Source organism: Fibrobacter sp. UWS1, assembly GCF_002300445.1.
Taxonomy (GTDB): Bacteria; Fibrobacterota; Fibrobacteria; order Fibrobacterales; family Fibrobacteraceae; genus Hallerella; species Hallerella intestinalis.
In genome coordinates this window covers 1905691-1926360 of the sequence record NZ_NSGW01000001.1, presented here as the reverse complement: position 1 = coordinate 1926360, position 20670 = coordinate 1905691, and the positions used below count along the sequence as shown (strand labels likewise).

General features: G+C 49.0%; 19 protein-coding genes. 11 read left to right on the top strand and 8 right to left on the bottom strand.

Annotated elements, in window-relative coordinates:
• The first annotated feature begins 52 nt into the window (after positions 1–52).
• The gene (locus tag BGX14_RS08335; protein WP_095879594.1) at positions 53–2782 is read left to right on the top strand and encodes a CotH kinase family protein; all 2730 of its coding nucleotides are present in this window, start codon (positions 53–55) and stop codon (positions 2780–2782) included.
• A gap of 40 nt (positions 2783–2822) precedes the next feature.
• Positions 2823–4397 (top strand): murein biosynthesis integral membrane protein MurJ, encoded by a 1575-nt coding sequence (murJ, locus tag BGX14_RS08330; protein WP_095879593.1) that lies wholly within the window; start codon positions 2823–2825, stop codon positions 4395–4397.
• Positions 4398–5028: 631 nt separating this feature from the next.
• On the opposite strand, the gene mscL is transcribed toward murJ, so the two are convergent.
• Positions 5029–5475 carry a large-conductance mechanosensitive channel protein MscL gene (mscL, locus tag BGX14_RS08325; RefSeq protein ID WP_095879806.1) on the bottom strand — a complete coding sequence of 149 codons (447 nt, stop codon included), beginning with the start codon at positions 5473–5475 and terminating at the stop codon, positions 5029–5031.
• Positions 5476–5554: 79 nt separating this feature from the next.
• Between mscL and BGX14_RS08320 the strand changes: the two genes are divergently transcribed.
• Positions 5555–6427 carry an EamA family transporter gene (locus BGX14_RS08320; protein ID WP_073303582.1) on the top strand — a complete coding sequence of 291 codons (873 nt, stop codon included), beginning with the start codon at positions 5555–5557 and terminating at the stop codon, positions 6425–6427.
• Positions 6428–6443: 16 nt separating this feature from the next.
• On the opposite strand, the gene BGX14_RS08315 is transcribed toward BGX14_RS08320, so the two are convergent.
• The 3 genes from BGX14_RS08315 to BGX14_RS08305 all read right to left on the bottom strand — a co-directional run bounded on the left by BGX14_RS08315 (position 6444) and on the right by BGX14_RS08305 (position 9093).
• Positions 6444–7370, bottom strand: a complete 927-nt coding sequence (locus BGX14_RS08315; protein ID WP_095879591.1) for a hypothetical protein — start codon at positions 7368–7370, stop codon at positions 6444–6446.
• A gap of 68 nt (positions 7371–7438) precedes the next feature.
• Positions 7439–7909 carry a TraR/DksA C4-type zinc finger protein gene (locus BGX14_RS08310; RefSeq protein WP_073303437.1) on the bottom strand — a complete coding sequence of 157 codons (471 nt, stop codon included), beginning with the start codon at positions 7907–7909 and terminating at the stop codon, positions 7439–7441.
• A gap of 227 nt (positions 7910–8136) precedes the next feature.
• Positions 8137–9093 (bottom strand): aldose 1-epimerase, encoded by a 957-nt coding sequence (locus tag BGX14_RS08305; protein ID WP_095879590.1) that lies wholly within the window; start codon positions 9091–9093, stop codon positions 8137–8139.
• 608 nt (positions 9094–9701) lie between these two features.
• Between BGX14_RS08305 and BGX14_RS08300 the strand changes: the two genes are divergently transcribed.
• The 3 genes from BGX14_RS08300 to BGX14_RS08290 all read left to right on the top strand — a co-directional run bounded on the left by BGX14_RS08300 (position 9702) and on the right by BGX14_RS08290 (position 11050).
• A complete protein-coding gene (locus BGX14_RS08300) occupies positions 9702–9935 on the top strand; it encodes a hypothetical protein (RefSeq protein WP_095879589.1) in 234 nt (77 codons plus the stop codon).
• Positions 9928–10335 (top strand): PIN domain-containing protein, encoded by a 408-nt coding sequence (locus BGX14_RS08295; RefSeq protein ID WP_198951180.1) that lies wholly within the window; start codon positions 9928–9930, stop codon positions 10333–10335. Before BGX14_RS08300 ends, BGX14_RS08295 begins: the two co-directional genes overlap by 8 nt.
• Positions 10336–10480: 145 nt before the next feature.
• Positions 10481–11050 (top strand): flavin reductase family protein, encoded by a 570-nt coding sequence (locus tag BGX14_RS08290; protein WP_073303581.1) that lies wholly within the window; start codon positions 10481–10483, stop codon positions 11048–11050.
• Between the two features lie 7 nt (positions 11051–11057).
• On the opposite strand, the gene BGX14_RS08285 is transcribed toward BGX14_RS08290, so the two are convergent.
• Positions 11058–11900, bottom strand: a complete 843-nt coding sequence (locus BGX14_RS08285) for a flavodoxin (protein ID WP_095879587.1) — start codon at positions 11898–11900, stop codon at positions 11058–11060.
• A 598-nt stretch (positions 11901–12498) separates the two neighbouring features.
• Between BGX14_RS08285 and BGX14_RS08275 the strand changes: the two genes are divergently transcribed.
• Both BGX14_RS08275 and BGX14_RS08270 read left to right on the top strand, forming a co-directional pair.
• Entirely contained in the window at positions 12499–13959 is a 1461-nt protein-coding gene (locus tag BGX14_RS08275) for a phosphomannomutase (protein ID WP_073303492.1), read from the top strand.
• A 36-nt stretch (positions 13960–13995) separates the two neighbouring features.
• Positions 13996–14916, top strand: a complete 921-nt coding sequence (locus BGX14_RS08270; protein ID WP_143159349.1) for a PorV/PorQ family protein — start codon at positions 13996–13998, stop codon at positions 14914–14916.
• Positions 14917–14943: 27 nt separating this feature from the next.
• On the opposite strand, the gene BGX14_RS08265 is transcribed toward BGX14_RS08270, so the two are convergent.
• The 3 genes from BGX14_RS08265 to BGX14_RS08255 all read right to left on the bottom strand — a co-directional run bounded on the left by BGX14_RS08265 (position 14944) and on the right by BGX14_RS08255 (position 16414).
• Positions 14944–15327: a hypothetical protein gene (locus BGX14_RS08265; protein ID WP_095879585.1), complete on the bottom strand. Its 384-nt coding sequence runs from the start codon at positions 15325–15327 to the stop codon at positions 14944–14946.
• 68 nt (positions 15328–15395) lie between these two features.
• On the bottom strand, positions 15396–16175 hold the full coding sequence (locus tag BGX14_RS08260; protein ID WP_095879584.1) for a hypothetical protein: 780 nt from the start codon (positions 16173–16175) through the stop codon (positions 15396–15398).
• Positions 16172–16414, bottom strand: coding sequence for a hypothetical protein (locus BGX14_RS08255; protein WP_106198257.1), 243 nt, complete (start codon positions 16412–16414; stop codon positions 16172–16174). Before BGX14_RS08255 ends, BGX14_RS08260 begins: the two co-directional genes overlap by 4 nt.
• A 459-nt stretch (positions 16415–16873) precedes the next feature.
• On the opposite strand from BGX14_RS08255, the gene BGX14_RS08250 reads away from it, so the two are divergent.
• The 3 genes from BGX14_RS08250 to fabF are packed head-to-tail and all read left to right on the top strand — an operon-like array spanning position 16874 to position 20662.
• Positions 16874–17707: a DUF2334 domain-containing protein gene (locus tag BGX14_RS08250; protein WP_158223274.1), complete on the top strand. Its 834-nt coding sequence runs from the start codon at positions 16874–16876 to the stop codon at positions 17705–17707.
• 18 nt (positions 17708–17725) lie between these two features.
• Positions 17726–19411 (top strand): AMP-binding protein, encoded by a 1686-nt coding sequence (locus BGX14_RS08245; RefSeq protein WP_073303515.1) that lies wholly within the window; start codon positions 17726–17728, stop codon positions 19409–19411.
• Positions 19412–20662 carry a beta-ketoacyl-ACP synthase II gene (fabF, locus tag BGX14_RS08240; RefSeq protein ID WP_073303517.1) on the top strand — a complete coding sequence of 417 codons (1251 nt, stop codon included), beginning with the start codon at positions 19412–19414 and terminating at the stop codon, positions 20660–20662.
• The last annotated feature ends 8 nt before the right edge of the window (positions 20663–20670 follow it).

Sequence of the window (20670 nt, the reverse complement as noted above, 5' to 3'; positions counted from 1 at the left end):
ATTTTTTCGTGTCAATGAGGCTTTGCGCCTAGACTAAGACTATTTTCATTGTATGAGATGGTTTGGATTTAGTCTCCTCTTTTTTATTTTTTTTGCGGTTTCTTGCAGCTCGAATACGGAACCTACATTTGCCGATGACGATACGCCTTCTGTTCCGGAAGTATTTGTTCGTTCGGCTCCCGTCGTTTTTACTGAAATCAATCCGAAAAATATCTCTCTTGAAGATGAAGAGGGCGACAAATCCGATTGGATCGAACTCTTCAATCCTGCGGACACGGCGGTAAATCTTTCGGACTATTTTTTGTCGAATGACCCGGCAGAGCCTTTCAAGTGGCATTTTGGAAATGTCGTCGTTCCTCCGCAGAGCTTTGTTCTTGTTTTCTTTTCCAAAAAGGATAGGCCGGATTTGAAAACGCCGTCGGATTCCCTGGATATGATGGGCAAAAATGTCTGGGGCTGGGCGGATTCCGACAATTCCCCTGTTGCGGGGACGAGCGTCGCAGAACCTTGGCTTTACAGTAAATTTTTGGCGGAGGAAAACGGTTCTCGCGTCATTTCGGGGCAAATGCAGCTGGGAGAGAACGAGGAACTCGGCTGGAGCAGCGCCTGCATTTTTGTGGGAATCGAAGGAGCTTCCAAAGATTCCCCGCAGGATCTGGGAACGGCTAACCAGTTGCTGCTGACGGGCTTTGTGACCAAAGACGAAGTTTTGGAAATTCGGCTGGTTCAATCCGACATGGAAGACTGGAAAGGATGGCCCGCGCGGATTACGGGAACGGGAGATTCCTTGACGACGTATTCCATTTCCCTGCCGACGGGATCCCGTTTTCCGGATTTGGCAAATATCTACGGCATCCGTTTTTCGGCGGTAAACAGCTATAAAAGACCCGTCCAGTTCAAATTCAATTCCCTCCTTGTTCGAAATCAGGGAAATTATCCCCATGTGAATTTTAAATTGCCGCAAGAAGGCGGAAACGTCTTTTTGTTTGACGCGGCGGGGACCCTGCGCGATTCCATCGCCTACCCGAAAGTCCCGAACGGCAAAAGCTATTCCTTTTCGGGCACAGGCTGGGGTTTTGCGGAACCGAATCCTCTGGGCGTTGCCGACTATGCCTATGCGGGGCAAATTTCGGATTCTTACCGTCTTCCGGCGTCGGGATTTTATTCGGCTCCGTTTGTCGTTTCGTTTTCGGGAGACCCGCAAAGCGTTGCCCGCTGTGAAGTCGGCGGAAAGGCTCCTACGGAAAACAGTCCCGTGATGATGGGGGATTTGACCATTTCCTCGACGACGGTTTTGCGTTGCGCGACCTTCCGGGATGGGATGCTCCCGAGCGATATTTCAACGCGCACTTATGTGTTTGAACAAGCTCCGACGATTGCGGCGGCGTTTATCACGGCGGACCCGGACCAGCTTTTTGACCCGGATTCCGGCATTTACGAAGAAGGGCCCAACGCCAGCTCTACAAGTCCGCATTTCGGAGCCAATTACTGGTTGGACAAAACGATTCCGGCGGAGATAACTTTTTTTGAACCGGGAGCGAACACGCCCGCATTCAGCGCGAATGTCGGCTATGAAATTTTTGGCAATTACAGCCGTGCCAATGCCAAAAAGTCCTTTGCGCTCAAGTTCCGAAAAAAATACGGCGATGCCCATTTGGACTATCGGATTTTTCCGGAGCACCCGAATTTGAAAAGCTTCAAGGATCTGGTGTTCCGCAACAATGGCGGAAACTGGTATCAGGATTATATCCGCGACCGGCTGGCGTCGAGCATTTCCCGCGGGCTAGGCGTGGACTATCAAAAAGCGCGTCCCTCCATTGTCTATTATAACGGTGAATACTACGGCATTCACAACATTCGGGAACGTTTGAATGAAAATTACTTCACGACGAATTACGGCTACGACGAAAATGCCATCGACTTGTTGAAAGCGGACAATTCGGTATCGGCGGGCAGTTCCAAGGATTACGAAGCTCTGGAAGATTATATCGAAAGCCATGATTTGGCGGATGCCGAGGCGTATGCGTTCGTGGCGTCGCAGATGGATATTGACAATTATACCAATTACATCCAGACGGAAATTTTTGTGGCGAATCAGGATTGGCCTGCGAACAATATGAAAAAATGGCGCTCCACCGCTCCGCTCACCAAGTGGAAATGGGCACTTTACGATTTGGATTTTGGATTCAACAATGGGCATTCGGAGTATTCGGATATCGATATGTTCCATTTTGTGCTGGATTCGACGGTATCGGGCTACCCGAATGGAGCCGAATACACGATTCCCATTCGGAATCTTTTGCACAATCCCGATTACCGAAATCGCTTTGTCAATCGCTTTAGCGCGCTCCTCTCGTCCAAATTCAGCCCGGATACGATTCTTTCGAGAATCCATTTGCTCGTGCAGGAAATTTCGGCGGAAACCCCGAGGGATATGGATCGTTGGAACCACAGCGCAAGCTTGATGGAAAACCAGCAAGGCGTCATCGAAACTTTTGCGGCGACAAGACAAAGCGAAGTGCTTGCGGAAATGCAATCGGCTTTGGGACTCGGCGATGTGCAAAACGTGACGGTCGCTCCCCAGGGATGCGGAACGGTTCTTGTCGATGGCATCGCCCTGCGAAAAACGACCGCGCTAAAACTTTTTGCCGATGTTCCCGTGACGCTTTCGGCGGAAAATGGCGCGGGCTGCACATTCCAAAGCTGGAGCGACGGCGAAACCTCTCCGGTTCGGATTGCGCTTCCTGTCGAAGGCGATTCTTATACGGCAATCTTCCGCTAGCCCGTTTTTTAACGGAAAACTTTTCTAGAATTGCGACCGCATGAATAACGCTACCATTATCATTGCGGCGAGTATGCTCGCCAGCCGCGTCCTGGGAATCCTCCGGGAAATGCTCCTTGCTAGGGCCGCAGGCGTTACCGCCGAGAAAAACGCATTGGATTTGGCGTTTTTGATTCCCGATATTTTAAATCATGTCGTCAGCACGGGTTTTCTTTCCATCGTATTCATTCCGATTTTTTTTGGCTACAAGGCAAAAAATGACGAAGAAGGGTCGTGGAAATTTTTCAGCAACGTGCTGAATACATTGGGAATCGTTTTTTTGCTTTTAATAGTGCCTTCCTTTATTTGGATGAAGGAATTGATTTCGCTTTTTACGATGGCGGCGGATTTGCCTACGGAACTTTTGGACAGGGCGACTTATTTGGGTCGGATTATTTTGCCGGGGCAGCTGTTTATTTTTGCCGGCGGTTTTCTGGTCGCCGTGCAGCATACGCGTAAACAGTTCGCCATTCCTTCTTTGACGGGCGTCATTTACAATGCGGCGATTATTATTGGCGGCATCTTGGGAAGAAATCACGGGTTGGAAGGCTTTGCGTGGGGCGTTCCGGTCGGTGCCTTTATCGGCTTTTTCGTGTTGCAGCTGTTCGGCGCATTCCGCAGCGGAATCCATTACAGGCCTTACATTCGTCCGTTGCATTCGGATATAGTCCGCTATGTAAAAATGATGATTCCAATGTCGTTTGGCGTTGGCAGCATGTTTGCTTTTGAATTTGTCATCCGCAGTTTTGGCGGCATTTTCGGAAGCAGCGGCATTTCCAGTTTGAATTATGCGTATCGGGTGATGTACACGCTGGTTGCGGTTTTTGGATTTTCTGTCGGGGTTTCCAGCTATCCCGATATGGCGCGCTTGGTGAAAGAAGAAAAATTCACCGAATTAAATCGCAAAATCTGGTCCAGCCTTTCCCGGATGTTCACCATTCTGATTCCGGCGGCGATTACGGTCTGGGTACTTTCGTTTCCGTCGGTGCGGATTCTTTTTGAACGGGGGGCGTTCACCCGAGAAAGTACGGAATATGTGGCAAAGCTTTTGCATTGGTATCTGCCGGCGAGTTTTGGATTGTGCTTGCAGGCGGTTCTTGTGCGCTCCTTTTACGCCAGGGAAAAAATGTGGACGCCGACCCTTATCAATACGGGCGTTTTTTTGCTGACGATTCCCGCGTATTTGTTCTTTGCCGAAGACCTGGGCATTTATTCGGTGCCGATTGTCGGGGCTTTGGGTGCGATTGCTCAAGTGGCGGTGATGGTGTGCCTATGGGTGCGTCAGACGGGAACGGAGGGCGTCACGCGTGCGTTTAGGAATATGGGACGGGCACTGGCGAGCTTTGCGGCGATGGTCGTCGTGGCGATTGCCATTGAAAACCTTTCCTACGATTTTGTTCGGGAAGCGTCTGTCTGGAGCCTTCTCCTTTATTCTGGAGTGGTTGCGTTATTGCTGTTCCCTTCGAGTTTGCTTTTGCAAAAGGCAATCGGTTCTGATGACGCCGGAGATATTTTTGATGAGCTTTGCGCCAAACTTTTGCAGAAATTGCATTTGAAGAACGTCCTGAAGAAGTAGCGGCAAGTGCCCTTCGACTAGTTCGACAAGCTCACTAACCAAGGCTCAGGGACCGACCTTCGGCTACTTAACACACGGATTTGCTCAGAACTAACGTTCTTCGCTTTTTGTGGTGAGAGCCGTCAGGCGCGAACAAATCCGTTTGTCCTTTTTTAACTTTCTGCATTTTTAATTTTTTTAATACCCGGATTTGCTCAGAACTAACGTTCTTCGCTTTTTGTGGTGAGAGCCGTCAGGTGCGAACAAGTCCGGTTGTTTTTCACCTTTCCGTGATTTTATACAGTTTTTCATATATCTTGAACAGCTCCGTGACGATTTCGTTTTCGGTCTTCTTTTTCTGTGTGGAGTGATTCTTTCTTGGACGGTCGGGAGACCGTCCTTCCCAGTGGTTTCTCGCCTTTCATTCCTTATTTCTTTCCCCTCATCACGAATCCCTAACCATGGTTCGACAACCGGTCCCTGAGTTTGTCGGCCAACCAAGCAAATCGGGTGGATTTTTATATATAAGCCCACAAAATTATTCGTGCCCTGAATGAAATTGGCGGTGAGTTGTTTTTCTGCGATATTTTCCAGATGCAAAAAATCCCCGCATTCAAACGGGGATTTCCAAAGAATTCATCTAAAAGCAGATTTATTTGTTTTTCAGCAAATCGCGGATTTCGGTAAGCAGGACTTCTTCTTTGCTCGGGGCCGGGGGCGCGGGCGGCGCGGCTGGGGCCGCTTCTTCTTTCTTGCGCATATTCTGCATAAAACCGAGGAATTTTTTCATGACCAAGAAAACGACGACTGCGACGATGATGAAGTCGAGAATGCCACCGATGAAATTGCCGTAAGGAATGACGACTCCCGCATTCGTTGTGTAGGAAAGCGCTTTGAGTCCTTCGCCGGCGTCTTTGGCGCCACCCATGGCGATGAGAGCGGTAACTCCAGGCATCACGATGTCGTTTACAAAGGATGTGACGATCTTGCCGAAGGCTCCACCGATAATCACACCGATAGCCATATCGACGATGTTGCCCTTGAATGCAAAAGCCTTAAATTCTTCGATCAGGCTAGACGCCTTTCCTTTTATATCCATGAGGAGACTCCTTTTTGAAATAATCGAGGACAAGAATACATTTTTTTGGAAACGCTGTCACTATTGCTATTTTTGCGGTATGTTTTGGGTCACATTGGCTTTGGGTTCCGCCCTGTTTTTGGGTTTTTACGATATTGCTAAAAAGAAAGCACTTACCGGCAATGCGGTTTTGCCGGTTTTATTTTTTGTCAGCCTGACTTGTGCGGTTTCGCTTTTCCCTGCTTTTTTGCTGGGGAAAATCCCGTCGATTTCGGTTTCGGAACATGGAATGCTGCTTTTAAAAGCGGCGATTGTGACTTCCAGCTGGGCGTTTACATTTAATGCGGTTTCCCGCTTGCCGTTGAGCATTACGGCGCCTGTTCGGGCGAGCGCTCCGGTTTTTACGATTGCGATGGCGGTGGCTTTTATGGGCGAGAGGCCGTCGGGGATGGAATGGCTCGGAATCGCGCTTTCGCTTGCCGCTTATTTGACCATGAGCTTTGCTTCTCGAAAAGAAACCGGGCATTTTTGGACGAACATCTGGATTTTGTCCATGTTTTTGGGTACGTTTCTCGGTTCCGTCAGTGGAATTTACGATAAATTTCTGTTGCAGCGGGCGCACTTGAATCCGCTTTCGATTCAGTTCTATTACAACATCTATATGGCTTGCTTGCAGGGGCTGGGAGTTCTCTTTTTGCGGTTTTGGCATCGCGACAAGCCGAATCGGATTCGTTTTGAATTTCGAAAAGTGATTTTGGCGGTTGGCGTTTTGCTGGTGATTGCGGACCGGTTTTATTTTTTGGCGGTGCATGAACCCGATGCGCTGATTTCTGTTGTTACGGTGATTCGCCGTTCCAATGTGCTCATCAGTTTTTTGGGCGGCTTGATTTTCTTTCACGAAAAACGTTCGGCGCTCAAGTATGCGGCAATGGCCGGGATTCTTTTGGGGCTTGTCTGCTTTGCGGTGAAATAATGCCAGTTATTAGTTGTCAGTGGAAACTCTGGGGAAATAGGCGGCTTAAGAATTGCTTAGCGTCCTCGCAAACGACGATTCCTTTGTCGAACAGACGTTCGAGTCTGGCGATGGAAGCGTCCCCCGCCGATTCGAAAACGACGACTTGGCGAATGCGATCTCGGTGCTTGAGCAAAAAGGGAAAACTGTTCCAGTCGGTTTGTGGAAAACCGTAACCAATCACGTAAATTTCGTCGGCGTTGGAAAGGTAATAGTCCGCTTTTGCCCAGAGTACATTGAACAGGCTTCCCCGCAAAAAGGAATCTTTGGCGTGCGCCATGGGAATGAAAATCGGATTGTCCTTTTGGTAGAGCGGATAGCTGCGGTCGTCCGCTTCGATGCGGCAGACGTTTTTCAAATCCAGTTCCCCGCCGGATCCCTTGATGGAATACCAGTTTAAAGAACCGTGCAATTTGAGAAGGTCGATGCTCTTTGGACGGTTGCCATGGCAAGCGGAGCGGTCTGCGGGTTCGATGTTTACGCCGTAATCGACGGCGATGGTGGAAAAAAGATTTGGATCCTGCCGAATCTGGTCTTCGATCAGCGTGTCGTAATTAAAAGAAAGAATCAGATTTTTCCGGCCTTCGTTTTCTTTGTCGTTGGCGATGGCATTTAAAAATGCGGAAAGCATTTGGGAAGCCGCCGAAGAAAGCGGCACCGTCCGGTGCATGGCTTGGGCGATGAATCGCAAGAGTTCAAAACGGAGTTCCGCATTGCGCAGGCGTTCTTCTTCGCTCGGAAAAATTTGAGCCGTCAAAATGTTGGTGGCGACCGATTCGATGTTGAGATATTCCGGAGCGCCGTGGCAGAGTTCCCGTAGCCAGTAGCAATAATGGCGCAAGGTCTGGCATTCCGCATGAATTCCATCTGGAATGCGGCTGTTCAAATCTTTGATCGTCGGCATTTCGGGGCAAAAGGATTTGCTGAATCCGGAACCGACGAGAAAAATCCGACGATAGAGATCCGGAGAACTCAGGAATCGTTCCTTTGCGCCATCCGCTGCTGTTGGGCGTAAATTCTCGCCATTTCCAGCCGGGTTTCTTCGTGTTCGCGCTTTTTGGTTTCGGATTTGCAGCTCACGCATTTGGTCGCTGTGGGAACGGCTTCCAGTCGGGCTTTGGGAATCAATTTTTTGCAGACTTTGCAAATTCCATAAGTGCCGTCTTCAATCCGTTGTAGCGCTTCTTCTAGATAGACAAGGTATTTGCCGTCTCGGGCGGCCAAATCAAAATTGGTTTCCAAAGAATTGTAATCGGAGGCGACATCGGCCGGGTGTGTGGCATAGCTGGCGGATTCCCCGCCTTGTTCCCTTTGCCCATGGAAAGAGCTGCTGGCGGTTGTATCGCCTTGTGCGGATACGAGCTGCCGACGACGATCTTGTAAAAGAGCCTTGAAGTATTCCAAATCCTTCGCGCTCATTTTCTCTTGCTTTTTTTCTGCCATTCCTTACCATTCCTCTCTTGGAGTGCCCTTCATTGAGCAAGTCCAGCCCGCATAAACTATTCTTTTTTTTTAAAAGTGGATAACAATTTGTAAAAAATTATTGAGGTTTAGAGAGGAGTGGTTAGAGTATAGTGGGGATAGGTTTGTGGAAAGTTCGTCCACAATCCGTCATGGCGGAGCGATTCCGTCTTTCAAGCGAAAAAAAATGCGCTTCGGCAGGAAAATTTTTAGACGGAAAATGTGGCTCCCCAAAGCAAGCTAGTGAATCCTTGGGGTGGAATTTCGATGAGTTCCCGGTGGTGGTTTAGCACGTCGGGAGCCGAGGTCATAGGTTCCAGGGCGATGCTTTCGCGGTCGGGCGGCGTGTAGATTTGAATTCCCCGCCAAAGGTTTTTGCCCGTTTTTTGCCAAACGTCCAAACGGTAGCCGTTTTCGGGATCTTTGAGGGTGACGGTCTCCCGCTCCGCGGTTTCGGCGTCGAAGGCGAAATAATCGTTGATAAAGGTTTCGCCCAGAACGGACTGCCCGCTGAATCGGTTTTCTTTTTCAAATTCGCCAGTCGGAATGTCGGCGGAATCCAAAAGGGCTTTCTGGCATTGAGGAAGGGCGAGGGTCAAGAAATCGACTTTTTTCCCCAGCGAAAAATACGGATGGAATCCTTCGGCATACGGAAGGGATGTGCTGGAGGCATTGAAAACGGTGGAGCGCACGGTAAAAGCGTTGCCGCTGAACGCATAGTCGTTTGTGATTTTGTATGTGAATGGGTAGCCCGCCGGATCGCCGTAAAATTCGCATTCTAGGGAAAGAACCGCTTCTTGAGCGTTCGATTCAAAGCTCTTGAATTTCCAAGCTCGCGTTTGCAAAAAACCGTGGAGGGCGTGCGGTGCCCAGCTGACGTTGTTTTCCAGTTGGTAGGACTTGCCTTTCCATGTCCATTTAGCGTTGGCGGTGCGGCCCGGAAAAGGCGAGAGGCACACGCCCGCATTTGTATCGGCTTGGATTTGGCGGAATGTTTCGGCGTCTTGATAGCCGTAAAGAAGGTTTAAAATTTTGCCGTTTACGGGAATGCGCCAGGCGTTTAATCCGGCTCCCCAGCCCGCGAGAATTTCCAGTTCGGCATCGCCCGCGTGGACGATAAAACGTTCGACGCTTCCTAAAGGCTTGGATTCGAGTGAAAAGTGCATAGGGACAATATAGCTTCTTGACGTTTCTTTTGGGAATTATATAAAATCCTCTACTAAATACTCGCAATTAAAAAAGTCCGCCGCCCAAGTGTGGATTTCTTTTTCACAAGGGGAATTTCTTCTCGCACTCGCTTATGCCCATGAGTCTTGGAAGCTCTGCTTCCCTTAGACGAATTGTCCCTTCCAGGGATACTTCAACTACGGAATCGGAGATTCTAAGTTTCAGGGAGCCTCGTGGGAGGCTGCCGATTCTCCCAACTTTCAACTTTCAACTAGTCACTAGTCGCTAACCCCTAATCCCTAACCATGGTTCGACTAGTTCGACAAGCTCACTAACCGACGGTCCCTGAGTTTATCGAAGGGCACCAACCAAGCAAATCGAGTGGAGTTTTGTATATAAGTCCCTTTTTTTAAGGGACTAGAGTTAAGCTCTTTTACGCTCTGTAAAATAACTTAAAGTTGAGCATTTTGCTCAAAAAGTTTATCAGCTCGGAAACGCGTGATGGTAAAAAAAACAGGGCTGTTCCGAATTGGAATATGGAGCGGCTCATTTGCTTTTATAGTACTGAAAAGGTATATTTAGAGAGCAATTTTGATCGGAGTCATCTATGATAGCAACAGCAAAAGGGTTCTTTGACGGACAGCAAATTGTGCTGGATCCACCTGTTCGGCTTGAAGCAGGACAGGAGGTTGTTGTTGCATACGCTATTGCTTCCTCCGCAAAAAGCAAGGAGATGAAATCGAAAATCGTTGATTCGCTGATAGGAGCCATTCCTAATACAGGCAAAGCACTGGACGACTATCGTTCGGAGAGACTTGAAAAGTATGCAGATAATGCTTGACTCCAACGTTGTGTTGGACGTCCTGCTAAATCGTCCTGCATTCGTTCAAAATTCCGCAGAGATTCTTAGGGTTGCGTCTGAAGAAATTCAGGAATTCATTACAGCCTCGGCTATTACTGACATCTACTATATCGCACGCAAAGAATTGAGGGGTTCCCTGCAAGCAAAAGCTCTTATCAGAAATTTGTTGCAAATCGTTCATGTTGCAGCAGTATCAGAAGTGGATATATGGGCTGCCCTTGAGAGCGATTGGAAGGATTTTGAAGACTCTGTTCAAAATACAGTCGCCGAGCATCAACGATTTGACTACATCATTACCCGCAATCCATCTGATTTCAAGGATTCGAATCTGCCGGTATTGACTCCGCAAGAATTTGCGAATAGGTTTATCGCAAAATAGACCTTGTTCAAAATGAGCAAATTGAATTTTGGTTTGAACACAGGGATGCGCTGCCCGTGGCGAGTGGAAGGGATAAGGCCCGCCCTTTTTTGTGCTTGCCGGAAGGTTTTATTTTTTAGATATTGACGGAAAAAATGAGGTCAATATGCGTAAAAATTTTGGTTCCAAAGCGATTATCACGCCGCTTCCCGTTTTGATTATTGCCACATATAACGAAGATGGTTCGCCGAATGCGATGAATGCGGCTTGGGGCGGCCAGCGGGAAGAGGATCAGATTGCGATTTGTCTCGCTACAAATCACAAGACGACGGAAAATATCAAAGCGCGCAAGGCGTTTACAGTCAGTTTTGGAACACGAAAAACGGCGGTGATTTCCGATTTCTTTGGTGTCGTGAGCGGAACGAAAATGCCGAATAAAGTCGCAAAGTCCGGTGTGCACGTGATAAAAAGCCAAAATGTAGATGCGCCGATGTTCGAAGAATTTCCGCTGACTTTGGAATGCAAACTGCTGGAATGCAGCCCCGATATGGATGGCAGCACTTATATTGTGGGGCAGGTCGTGAACACCAGCGCCGACGAAAGCGTCTTGGATGAAAAAGGCAAAGTGGATTTGGGAAAAGTCGAGCCGATTTCCTACGATTCCGCAGCACACGCCTATCGCGTCCTTGGCGAAAAAGTTGGGAACGCTTTCCGGGATGGTTTGGCGCTAAAATAAACCGAAACTATTTTTCGACGGCGATCAGTTCCGCTTCCCCATTTTCGGAAAGCGACTTGAAAACTTGAACCGTCACGTTTTCTTCGGCACCGAACGCCCGCATCCTGCAAGAAAAGAGAAATCCCGTTCCAGCGGAATCCTTAGCGACGCGTATTGGCTGCAAATTCAGATAGGCGTATTCCTTTACCGCCGAAGCGAATACGGAGGAATCCTTGCCGGAAAGCTCTTGAGAATCTCCGAAAGAAGCGAGCCGCTCTTCCTCTTGAATTCCCGCACGGACAAGGTTTAAGAAATTTCGGATTTCTTTTGTGAGGTCCGTATTCGGCGAGAGAACCCGCCGCTTGGAAATGCCAAAGGAAAGAAGGCTCCGGGCGTTGGATGCGAGACTGGCGAGTTCCCGGGAACTGCTCTTCCGTCCGCCGCTTCCATAAGTGCAGAACGGGACGAGATATTTGCCGCTCAATTCGTTGGAATCCAAAAAAGTGTAAAGTGGAGGGGCGAAGGTGCCGAATATGACCGGATAGCCGACGTAGAGTGTGTCGAATTTCGATAAGTCGAAACGGGCCTTCTGGAGTGCAGGCCAACTCTTATTTTCGCGTTCTATCCGTACAGCGGAAACGGTGCTGTCGTAGGTCGAGGGGTAGGGGGTTGTCATTTGCAATTCGACGAGCTCCGCGTGGGTCTGCTTTGCCAATTCCCGAGCGACAAGGGCGGTCGTTCCGGTCTGGGAATAAAAAATCACGGCGGATTTGCCCGTAGTCAGGCTGGGCTGTTCGTTCGTTTTTTCTTGGTTTTCGTTGCAAGCGAATAAAAAAGTTACCGCTGCGGCAATCGTCAAAACTTTTTTCATCGGAATTCCTCTTTGTTCTAGGCAAATAATGGGATTTATATATAAAATTCCACCTCGATTTGCTTGGTTGGTGTGCTTCGACAGGCTCAGCAACCGGTTGTCGAACCATGGTTAGGGATTAGTGGTTAGTTGAAAGTTGGGAGTTGGGAGTTGAGGGTTGAGGGTTGAGGGTTGAGGGTTGAAACTGACAACTGACAACTGACAACTGAAAACTAATAACTGATAACCGATAACCGAGTTTCCCCTTCTCGCCATGGCACAATATCCAATTCTACTCCAGAACCTAAAATTTCCCACCGCCAAGCGTGGCGGGGGATAGGGTGAAGGGAAAAGGGGGCTGGCCTTCGCAACTCTGAAGCCCCCTTATCCCTTCCGCCCGCTGCGCAAGCGAGCACCTCGCAGTCTGCGAGAAGAAATTTTCCTTGTGAAAAAGAAATTTCTGTATTGAAAAAAAAAGAGTTCCACTTTGCGAAAAAGATGTTCACACTTTGAAAAAATTTTTAATTGAGAGTATTTGGTGGAAGATCGTATATAATTCCCCAAATAATAATTAAAGGTTCAAAATTTCTTTAACGCCTCTATTTGTATATTTCATTCCATGAAGATTTTTGTTGGCGATATGATGAATTCGAGCGGGGTCGGCTTTGGAACGAGCGGCGCCCGCGGTCTTGTATCAAGCATGACGGACCTGGTTTGTTACAGTTACACCCACGCTTTTCTTTCTTATTGCGAAAAGAATTATCCGTCGCCGAAAAAAGTGGCGATTGCGGGGGATTTGCGTCCGAGTACCGGGCGGATTTTACAGGCTCTGGCGACGGCGGCTGTCGATATGGGTTGGGAAGTTGTTTACAGTGGGCGCATTCCGAGTCCGGCGATTGCGCTGTATGGCATCGACAAAGCGTTGCCGACAATCATGGTGACGGGAAGCCACATTCCCGCAGACCGAAACGGCATCAAGTTCAATCATCCCCAAGGTGAAATTTCCAAGCAGGACGAACTCGGCATCCGCGAAGAAGTTTTTGAAGTGGACGACGCCAAATTTGATTCCGACGGCATGCTCCGATCCGCAGTTCCGCTTCCGGAAGAAAATCTGGAAGCCCGAGAAAATTATGGCCGGCGTTATCTGGAGTTTTTTGGCGACCGGGCTCTTTCCGGCCTGACTGTCGGCGTGTATCAGCATTCCGCTGTGGGACGGGATTTGATGACGGAAGTCCTTCAGGGTTTGGGGGCTTTTGTCGTTCCTCTCGGACGGTCCGATTCTTTTATCCCTGTCGATACCGAGGCCGTGCGCCCCGAAGATGTGGAATTGGGTGCTAAATGGGCGAAGCAGGGATTGGATGCGATTGTCAGCTCTGACGGCGATAGCGATCGCCCGCTTTTTGCGGATGCGACCGGACGCTGGATTCGTGGCGATGTCCTTGGCATTTTGGCGGCGTCGGCTTTGGGAATAAATCGCGTGGCGACACCTGTCAGCTGCAACACCGCTCTCGAAAAATGCGGACTTTTTGAAAAGACGCTCCGCACTCGCATTGGCAGCCCGTATGTGATAGCGGGAATGCAGGCTCTGGATGCGGAAGGGAAGACCGTTGCGGGTTACGAAGCGAACGGTGGATTCCTTTTGGAAACGGATATTGTCCAAAACGGAAAAACATTGAAAGCGCTTCCGACACGGGACGCCCTGCTTCCGCAGCTTGCGGTTCTTGCTCGCGCGCGCGAGGAATTGACTGGCGTGGAAGATTTGTTCCGGAAACTGCCCAAGCGTTTTACGGCAAGTGACCGCGTTAAGGAATTCCCCACCGAAAAGGGAAAGGCAAAAGTCGCCGAAATCGCCGAGAAGAAAACGGGCGAAAAAATCTTTGGAAATCTTGCCGGGAAACTTGTCGCCGAGGATTTAACGGACGGCTACCGGATGACTTTCGACTCGGGTGACGTAATCCACTTGCGCCCGAGCGGAAACGCCCCGGAACTCCGCTGCTATGTGGAATGCGATACGCCTTCCCGCGCCGAAGAGTTGAAAGGAAAGGTTCTCTCCGTCATGCAATCCTGGAAACAAGTCTGACGCCCCTCCTCCCCGCTTTCTTTTTATATAATTGCTATGATGAATTTCAAATGTCTTTTCGCTTTAGCGTTCTTGGTCTTTCCGGTGCTCTGCTTTGCGGGCGGTAAATACTGGAATGTCGACAAAGGCGGAACGACGATGAAGTTCCTTTCGCTGGCGACCTCTCCGCGTTCTGCGGCTTTGGCGGGTGCTGGCGTGGCGACTCCGCAGAGCTTTGCCGAAGTGACGCGAAACCCATTGGCAACGACTTCCCAAAAATCTTCCCAGCTCGGCATTTCGCACGTTTTGTTTTCGGACAACGTGGATGCTAAATTGACTTCGGTCTATTTCGGGCACTCCTTTTCTTATGTCAATGCGAGTGCGGCTTTGGAATATCTGGGTTACGGCGACATCGAAGGCCGCGATGACGAAGGTTTCAAATTGGAAGATTATGGCGCTATGGCGTGGGCTGCGCAACTCGGCATTGGAAGCAACCCGTCGATTTTTAATTGGGCTTTGACCGCTCGATTCGCGTCGCAGACCATCGACAATTCCACGGCGATTGCGGTTCTTGCCGATGGCGGTGCAAGCTTGCGCTTGAATCGCTATTTCGCATTCGGAGCGACGGTGACGAATTTCGGCTGGGTTTCGGATTACGAAAGCGAAGAGGAATCCGCGCCGATGGCGCTTCAGGCGGGAATTTCGGGAACGCACCCGATTCTGGATATTTTTGATTTGGCTCTTCATGCGGATGCTTACCGCCGGGCGGACTACGATGCGGAATGGCGTTTCGGTTCCGAGTTAATTTATAAGAAGTCGCTCTTTTTCCGGGTGGGCTACGCCTACAAACCGAACGACGACAACGGCGTTTCTGCGGGACTCGGAATCGTCTTTGGGCGTTTCCAGTTCGACTATGCTTACCAATCGAATCCCGTGCTGGATGGAAACCACCTTTTCCACTTGGGAATCGGATTCTGACTACAGCTCGCCGCTAGGCGAATTCGTTCAATTCCAATGAAAATCATTTCCGTCTGCAATAGCGGAATCCAGTTTGTCGAGTGGGAACTTGAGAAGGTTTTCCCAGTTTGCGTTATAAAGCGTATCCCCGACGATATCGATAGAGTTCGTTCCCCCAGTTTGAAAGCATTGAAAATTTTTACACCAGGAGCCAATTGTGCGCCATCCTTTGGAAATGTTTCCGTAAGGCTCTCCGTAATCGCCCATATAAACATAGGGTTCATCGCTTATGCCCCCAGAAACAAAAAGATGTTCCCCGTCGGAGATTAAAGTCGTTGGGGAGGGGGTGTTTGTATAAATCCAGCAGTTGCGAATATCGGTCGTATCCCCTCTATAATGGAGACTGTCGATAGAAATCCATTTTTCAGCCAACTCATCGAAGGAATAAACCCTACCGGAAACAATCGTATGTAATATCCCTTTATGAACAGCAATATCGTTTACCTTTTGAGAAAACCAAGAGTGCGGTTCGGGAAAATCAGGAAGATGTTTCCATTGTCGGGACGTAATATCCCATGTCCAAACCCATACATAGTCGCTGCATAAAACTTGTTGTTTAAAGTAACTCCTTTATGGAATTGAGTTTTTATGTATTCGGCAAACTTTTTGGGAGTCACATCGATCCAGACCGAATTTTCTTGCAGAAATTGCAAAACTCGAATGCTGTCGTAAACTTGAACATTCGTATCTTGATATCCGCTCATACTGACAAAAAGATTTGTTTTATATTTCGATATGCCGAAAACGTGAAATCCTTCTCGCTCTTTTAATTTGCAAGGGCTCAAATCCGTCCACTCTTTATTATCTAGATCGTATTTCCATACTTCTCCAGTAAAATATGTGCCTATATAAATTCCCGAAGAATCCACATAAAGGCTTTTGATATCTTCCTTTGCCGGCGGGACAATAGTGTCCCAACGACCGGAGCCTATTTTCGAAACAAACAGTCTAGGCGTATAGGCGGAGTATTTTTTTAATATGGAACCGCTCTCGATAGGAGTCGTCCAATCATCCATTAATACGAGCCAATTTCCAGAATGGGCTACTTTTTGAAGCCCGCCGCCACGGTCTGCACTTATCTCGGGAGTGAATCCCCCTTCCAGCCATCCGAAAGGCGTATTGTCCTCTGGCTGTGTGCTGGAAGACGTTGCCGAATTTTCTGTGCAAGCGAAGACGGCAAGCATAAATAAAAACGTCACGCAGTACTTTAATTTTTTCACCGTTCGTCCCCTCCCCATGCAAATTCGGTCAGCAATTTGGAACCATCGTAGGATTTGCATTCTTCCACCGAAGGAACTTTTCCAAACAAGACATTTCCTTCGGAATCTGTCATATATTTCGCCGCCTCTTCGCCACTTTTCGGTTCGCTTACAAATTCCTCTTTTGCGTTGTCAAAATCCTCTTCCGCAAAGGAAAAAGCGAACATTGTCAAAAAAATGCACAGGATTTGTTTTGTCATTCCATACTCCGTAAAAAACGTTTCAAAAAACAGCAAAAAAGTTTATTTTGCCAATGATCGTGTTGAAATTGCTTTCATAAAGCCATCTTTAGCGTGAACCATCATGGCGAAGAGAATTTGATAAATTTATCGATTATTCTTCAACTAGTTCGGCAGACTCGTGAACTGAAATTCCATAACCGTCCATTATCGAAGGGATTGAGGCTTTTTTAGGATATAAGGAGCGGTTTTTAATGGTTCCAGTAGAATTTGTGAATCCTTCATTTTTTCAGACCTTTACTAAATCCTCGTTAATTAAATCCCTCGTTAATTACGGAAATGCGGTTTGCGAAATCGGCGAAAATAATCCCGTCGTTTTTGAAAAAGGGATGGGAAACGCTTTTGCAAGCGAAATGCGTTTTTATTTTGAAGGCACTTTTTTGCCGCTTTTTCTATTTTACCGCAAAAAGGAGATTTGGAATGGAATTGAACAAAGACATCGCCGACATTTCTGCTGCGGAAGCGGAAAAATTCAAAGGCAAGCGATTTATCCTTTGCTATCACGATTTCAACATCAAGAATTTTAAAAAAGCCCAGTCCCAGATTGAACAAATCGCACGCACGGTCGGCTCGCCGATTTCGGTAGCGGTGGTTCCTGCGGTGGGGGCGGTCCCCGAAGAGGAGCGGGAAAACTTTTGCGAAGCGGTGGAAAAGCTCAAGACCGATGGACACGAACTGCTGTTGCACGGGGCGAGGCATTTCGCCAACTTGGGCAAGGAGCGTTCCGTTTTCGGTAAGAGTGCGCTGATGCTTTCGGGAAATGTGGCGGAGTTTGCTGGGCTTTCCAAAGAGGATTCGCAGGCGCTTCTGGATCGTTCCATCGCTTTGTGGAAGGCTCTTGGGCAAGAGGAGCTTCCGATAGGCTATGTGCCGCCCGCCTGGTATGACAATAATTTTCTCAAGGACCAGATTCTTGAAAAGTTCAAAACCTACGAGGACCGTTCGACGATTTTCAAAAAACGGGACTTGATTGTTTCGGTAAACGAAGACGCCGATGAAGCGGAAGACGAAAAAAAGGCGGATGAAAAGACGGTCGAAAAATTCTTCTCGGTCGGAATCAGTTTTGCGGGGCTTCCCGATATTTCCCTCGGCGTGGCGCAGACTTCCGCTTGCTTGACGATCCAGGCTCCGGTGGGGACTCCGCGTTTGACCGTCCACTGTTCGGACTTCAATTCCATTGGCGAAAAGCGGGTCCTGAATTTAATCCGCTATGCCATATCGAAGCGAGAAAAAATCTTTTACCGAGATCTTTAACCCATTCTTTAGGTTTGTATGAATCAACTTCTCAAATTTATCGATCGCGTGGATTACAGTTCTTATAAAGATTTATACGAGAATTTTAAAATCCACGTTCCTGAAAATTTCAATTTCGCCTACGACGTTGTGGACGAGTATGCGAAAAACGATCCCAAAAAAGAAGCGCTGGTCTGGTGCGACGACAACGACGAAAGCCATATTTTCACGTTCAAGGATCTTTCTTTGGCGTCCAAGCGCACGGCGAATTTTTTGGTGGCGAACGGCATTCAAAAGGGCGACCGTGTTCAGCTGATGCTCCGGCGTCGCTATGAATTCTGGTTTTTCCTTTTGGCTCTGCACCGGATTGGCGCGATTGCCGTTCCCGCGACGAATATGCTGACCTCCGCGGATTTGGAATACCGGTTTAAGGCGGCGGACATTAAAATGGTCGTTTCATACGACGACCCGAATTTGCAAAAGGAAATCGAGTCCGCAAAGGAAAAAGCGCCGTCGGTCCAGAGTCTGGTCGCCATCGGCCAGCCGCGTCAGGGCTGGATTTCTTTCTATGACGATTACGAAATCTGCTCTTCCAAGTTTGAACGTCCTTCGGGCGAAAATGCCATTCGGAACGACGATATCATGGTGATTTATTTTACCAGCGGAACGTCGAGCAATCCGAAGATGGTCGCCCACACTTTCACTTATCCGCTAGGGCACATCATTACGGCGAAGTATTGGCAGAATGTGGTTGATGGCGGACGTCATCTGACGGTTGCTGAAACCGGTTGGGCTAAAGCGCTCTGGGGAAAAATCTACGGGCAGTGGATTGCGGGCAGTGCCGTGTTCGCCTACGATATGAACACGTTTATTCCGGGAAAGCTCTTGGAAAAAATGGCCGAATATAAAATCACGACGTTCTGTGCGCCGCCGACGGTTTACCGCTATCTGCTGCAGCAGGATTTGACCAAGCACGACCTTTCCAGCTTGCAGTTCTGCGTGACGGCAGGCGAAGCGTTGAATACCGACATCTACGATCGCTGGCTGCAAAAGACCGGACTCAAATTGTATGAAGGCTACGGGCAGACGGAATTGACGCTGACGATGGGAAATTATCCTTGGGACGATCCGCGCCCGGGTTCCATGGGAATGCCGTCGCCCGGTTATCGCATCGATATTGTCAATCCGGAAGGCGATTCCTGCAAGGTGGAAGAAGTGGGCGAAATCATCATCCGCATCGACGGAGGAAAACCCTTTGGAATGTTCGGCGGCTACTACCGCGACGAAGAACGTACGCAAAAGGTTTTCGAGGGCGGCGTGTATCATACGGGCGATACCGCATGGCGCGACCAGAACGGTTATTGCTGGTTTGTCGGGCGCACGGACGATTTGATTAAAAGTTCCGGCTATCGCATCAGTCCGTTTGAAGTCGAAGAAGTTCTTTTGAAGCACCCGGCGGTATTGGAAGTCGCCGTGACAGGCGTCGAGGACGCATCCCGTGGGCAGGCGATTAAAGCGACGATTGTTTTGCAGAGCGGTTACACGGCGTCGAAAGAACTCGCGAAGGACATTCAGCTTTTTACCAAAAAAGTGGCGGCTTCTTACAAGAGTCCGCGCATTATCGATTTTGTGACCGAGCTGCCCAAAACCATCAGCGGAAAAATCCGGCGGGTGGCGATTCGTGAAAAAGACAAACAGGAACGACCGAAAGACAAGGCGAATTAAATGAGCAAAAGACGCGTTGTAATCACGGGAATGGGCGCAGTTTCTCCGATTGGAAAAACGGTTCCTTCGCTGTGGAAGTCCATTCAACAAGGAAAAAGCGGAGTCGCTCCGATAACGCTTTTTGATGCGGCGAATTGCCCGGTAAAAATTGCCGCCGAAGTCAAGGATTTTAAACCCGAAGAACACGGCATCGATCCGAAAGAAGCCCGCAGAATGGCGCGCTTTACGCAGTTCCTGTTGGCCGCTGCAAATGAAGCGGTTGCCGATGCGAGGCTTTCTCGCGAATTGCTCGCGGGCGATAAGACGGGAATCGTCGCCGGTTCAGGACTTGGCGGGTTGGACGTTGTGGACTCCACTTATATGCAGTATGTAAACGGTGGCAAACGGAAAGTTTCACCTTTGGCTATGCCTCAGTTGATTCCGAACGAAGCTTGCGCTAACGTTTCCATTGCTTTGGGCATTACGGGTTCTGCGTGGACTATCGCTTCGGCGTGCGCATCGGGAACGGATGCCATTGGAATCGCGCTGGACACGATTCGTTCCGGACGTTTGGACGTTTGCCTCGCTGGCGGTTCGGAAAGTGCCATTACGGATTATTCCATCAAGAGTTTTGCCGGAATGCACGCCCTGACGGATAAATTTAACGATGCTCCCGAAAAAGCTTCTAGGCCATTTGACAAAGACCGCTCCGGTTTTGTGATGGGCGAAGGCGGCGGCGTGCTGGTTTTAGAAGAATGGGAACACGCTAAAGCTCGCGGCGCAAAAATCTATGCGGAACTTGCCGGCTATGGCGCTTCTGCGGATGCGTACCACATCACGAGTCCTCGCCCGGGTGGGGAAACTTGCGCCAAGGCTCTTTTGCGCGCAATGCAAGATGCGGAAGTTCGCCCCGAAGAAATCGATTATTACAATGCCCACGGCACGTCCACGCATTTGAATGATTCGACGGAAACCGCCATGTTGAAAGTGGCGCTCGGACCTCATGCTTACAAAATCAAGGTTTCCAGTACCAAGAGCATGACCGGGCATTGCGTCGGTGCCGCCGGAGCCATTGAAGCCATCATTTCGGCTCTCGCTATCAACGATTCCTATTTCCCGGCAACCATCAATTTGGATTCGCCGGATCCGGAATGCGATCTGGATTATACGCCAAATGTCGGCGTTTCGGGAGAAATTCGCTGCGTCGCTTCGGCCTCTTTGGGATTCGGTGGGCATAATGGCGTTGTCATCATTAAAAAGTTTAAAGATTAACAAGGAGT

Coding starts and splice junctions, on each gene's coding strand:
- BGX14_RS08335 (WP_095879594.1), top strand. CDS start 53: ATGAGATGGTTTGGATTTAGTCTCCTCTTTTTTATTTTTTTTGCGGTT.
- murJ (WP_095879593.1), top strand. CDS start 2,823: ATGAATAACGCTACCATTATCATTGCGGCGAGTATGCTCGCCAGCCGC.
- mscL (WP_095879806.1), bottom strand. CDS start 5,475: ATGGATATAAAAGGAAAGGCGTCTAGCCTGATCGAAGAATTTAAGGCT.
- BGX14_RS08320 (WP_073303582.1), top strand. CDS start 5,555: ATGTTTTGGGTCACATTGGCTTTGGGTTCCGCCCTGTTTTTGGGTTTT.
- BGX14_RS08315 (WP_095879591.1), bottom strand. CDS start 7,370: ATGCCGACGATCAAAGATTTGAACAGCCGCATTCCAGATGGAATTCAT.
- BGX14_RS08310 (WP_073303437.1), bottom strand. CDS start 7,909: ATGGCAGAAAAAAAGCAAGAGAAAATGAGCGCGAAGGATTTGGAATAC.
- BGX14_RS08305 (WP_095879590.1), bottom strand. CDS start 9,093: ATGCACTTTTCACTCGAATCCAAGCCTTTAGGAAGCGTCGAACGTTTT.
- BGX14_RS08300 (WP_095879589.1), top strand. CDS start 9,702: ATGATAGCAACAGCAAAAGGGTTCTTTGACGGACAGCAAATTGTGCTG.
- BGX14_RS08295 (WP_198951180.1), top strand. CDS start 9,928: ATGCTTGACTCCAACGTTGTGTTGGACGTCCTGCTAAATCGTCCTGCA.
- BGX14_RS08290 (WP_073303581.1), top strand. CDS start 10,481: ATGCGTAAAAATTTTGGTTCCAAAGCGATTATCACGCCGCTTCCCGTT.
- BGX14_RS08285 (WP_095879587.1), bottom strand. CDS start 11,900: ATGAAAAAAGTTTTGACGATTGCCGCAGCGGTAACTTTTTTATTCGCT.
- BGX14_RS08275 (WP_073303492.1), top strand. CDS start 12,499: ATGAAGATTTTTGTTGGCGATATGATGAATTCGAGCGGGGTCGGCTTT.
- BGX14_RS08270 (WP_143159349.1), top strand. CDS start 13,996: ATGATGAATTTCAAATGTCTTTTCGCTTTAGCGTTCTTGGTCTTTCCG.
- BGX14_RS08255 (WP_106198257.1), bottom strand. CDS start 16,414: ATGACAAAACAAATCCTGTGCATTTTTTTGACAATGTTCGCTTTTTCC.
- BGX14_RS08250 (WP_158223274.1), top strand. CDS start 16,874: ATGGAATTGAACAAAGACATCGCCGACATTTCTGCTGCGGAAGCGGAA.
- BGX14_RS08245 (WP_073303515.1), top strand. CDS start 17,726: ATGAATCAACTTCTCAAATTTATCGATCGCGTGGATTACAGTTCTTAT.
- fabF (WP_073303517.1), top strand. CDS start 19,412: ATGAGCAAAAGACGCGTTGTAATCACGGGAATGGGCGCAGTTTCTCCG.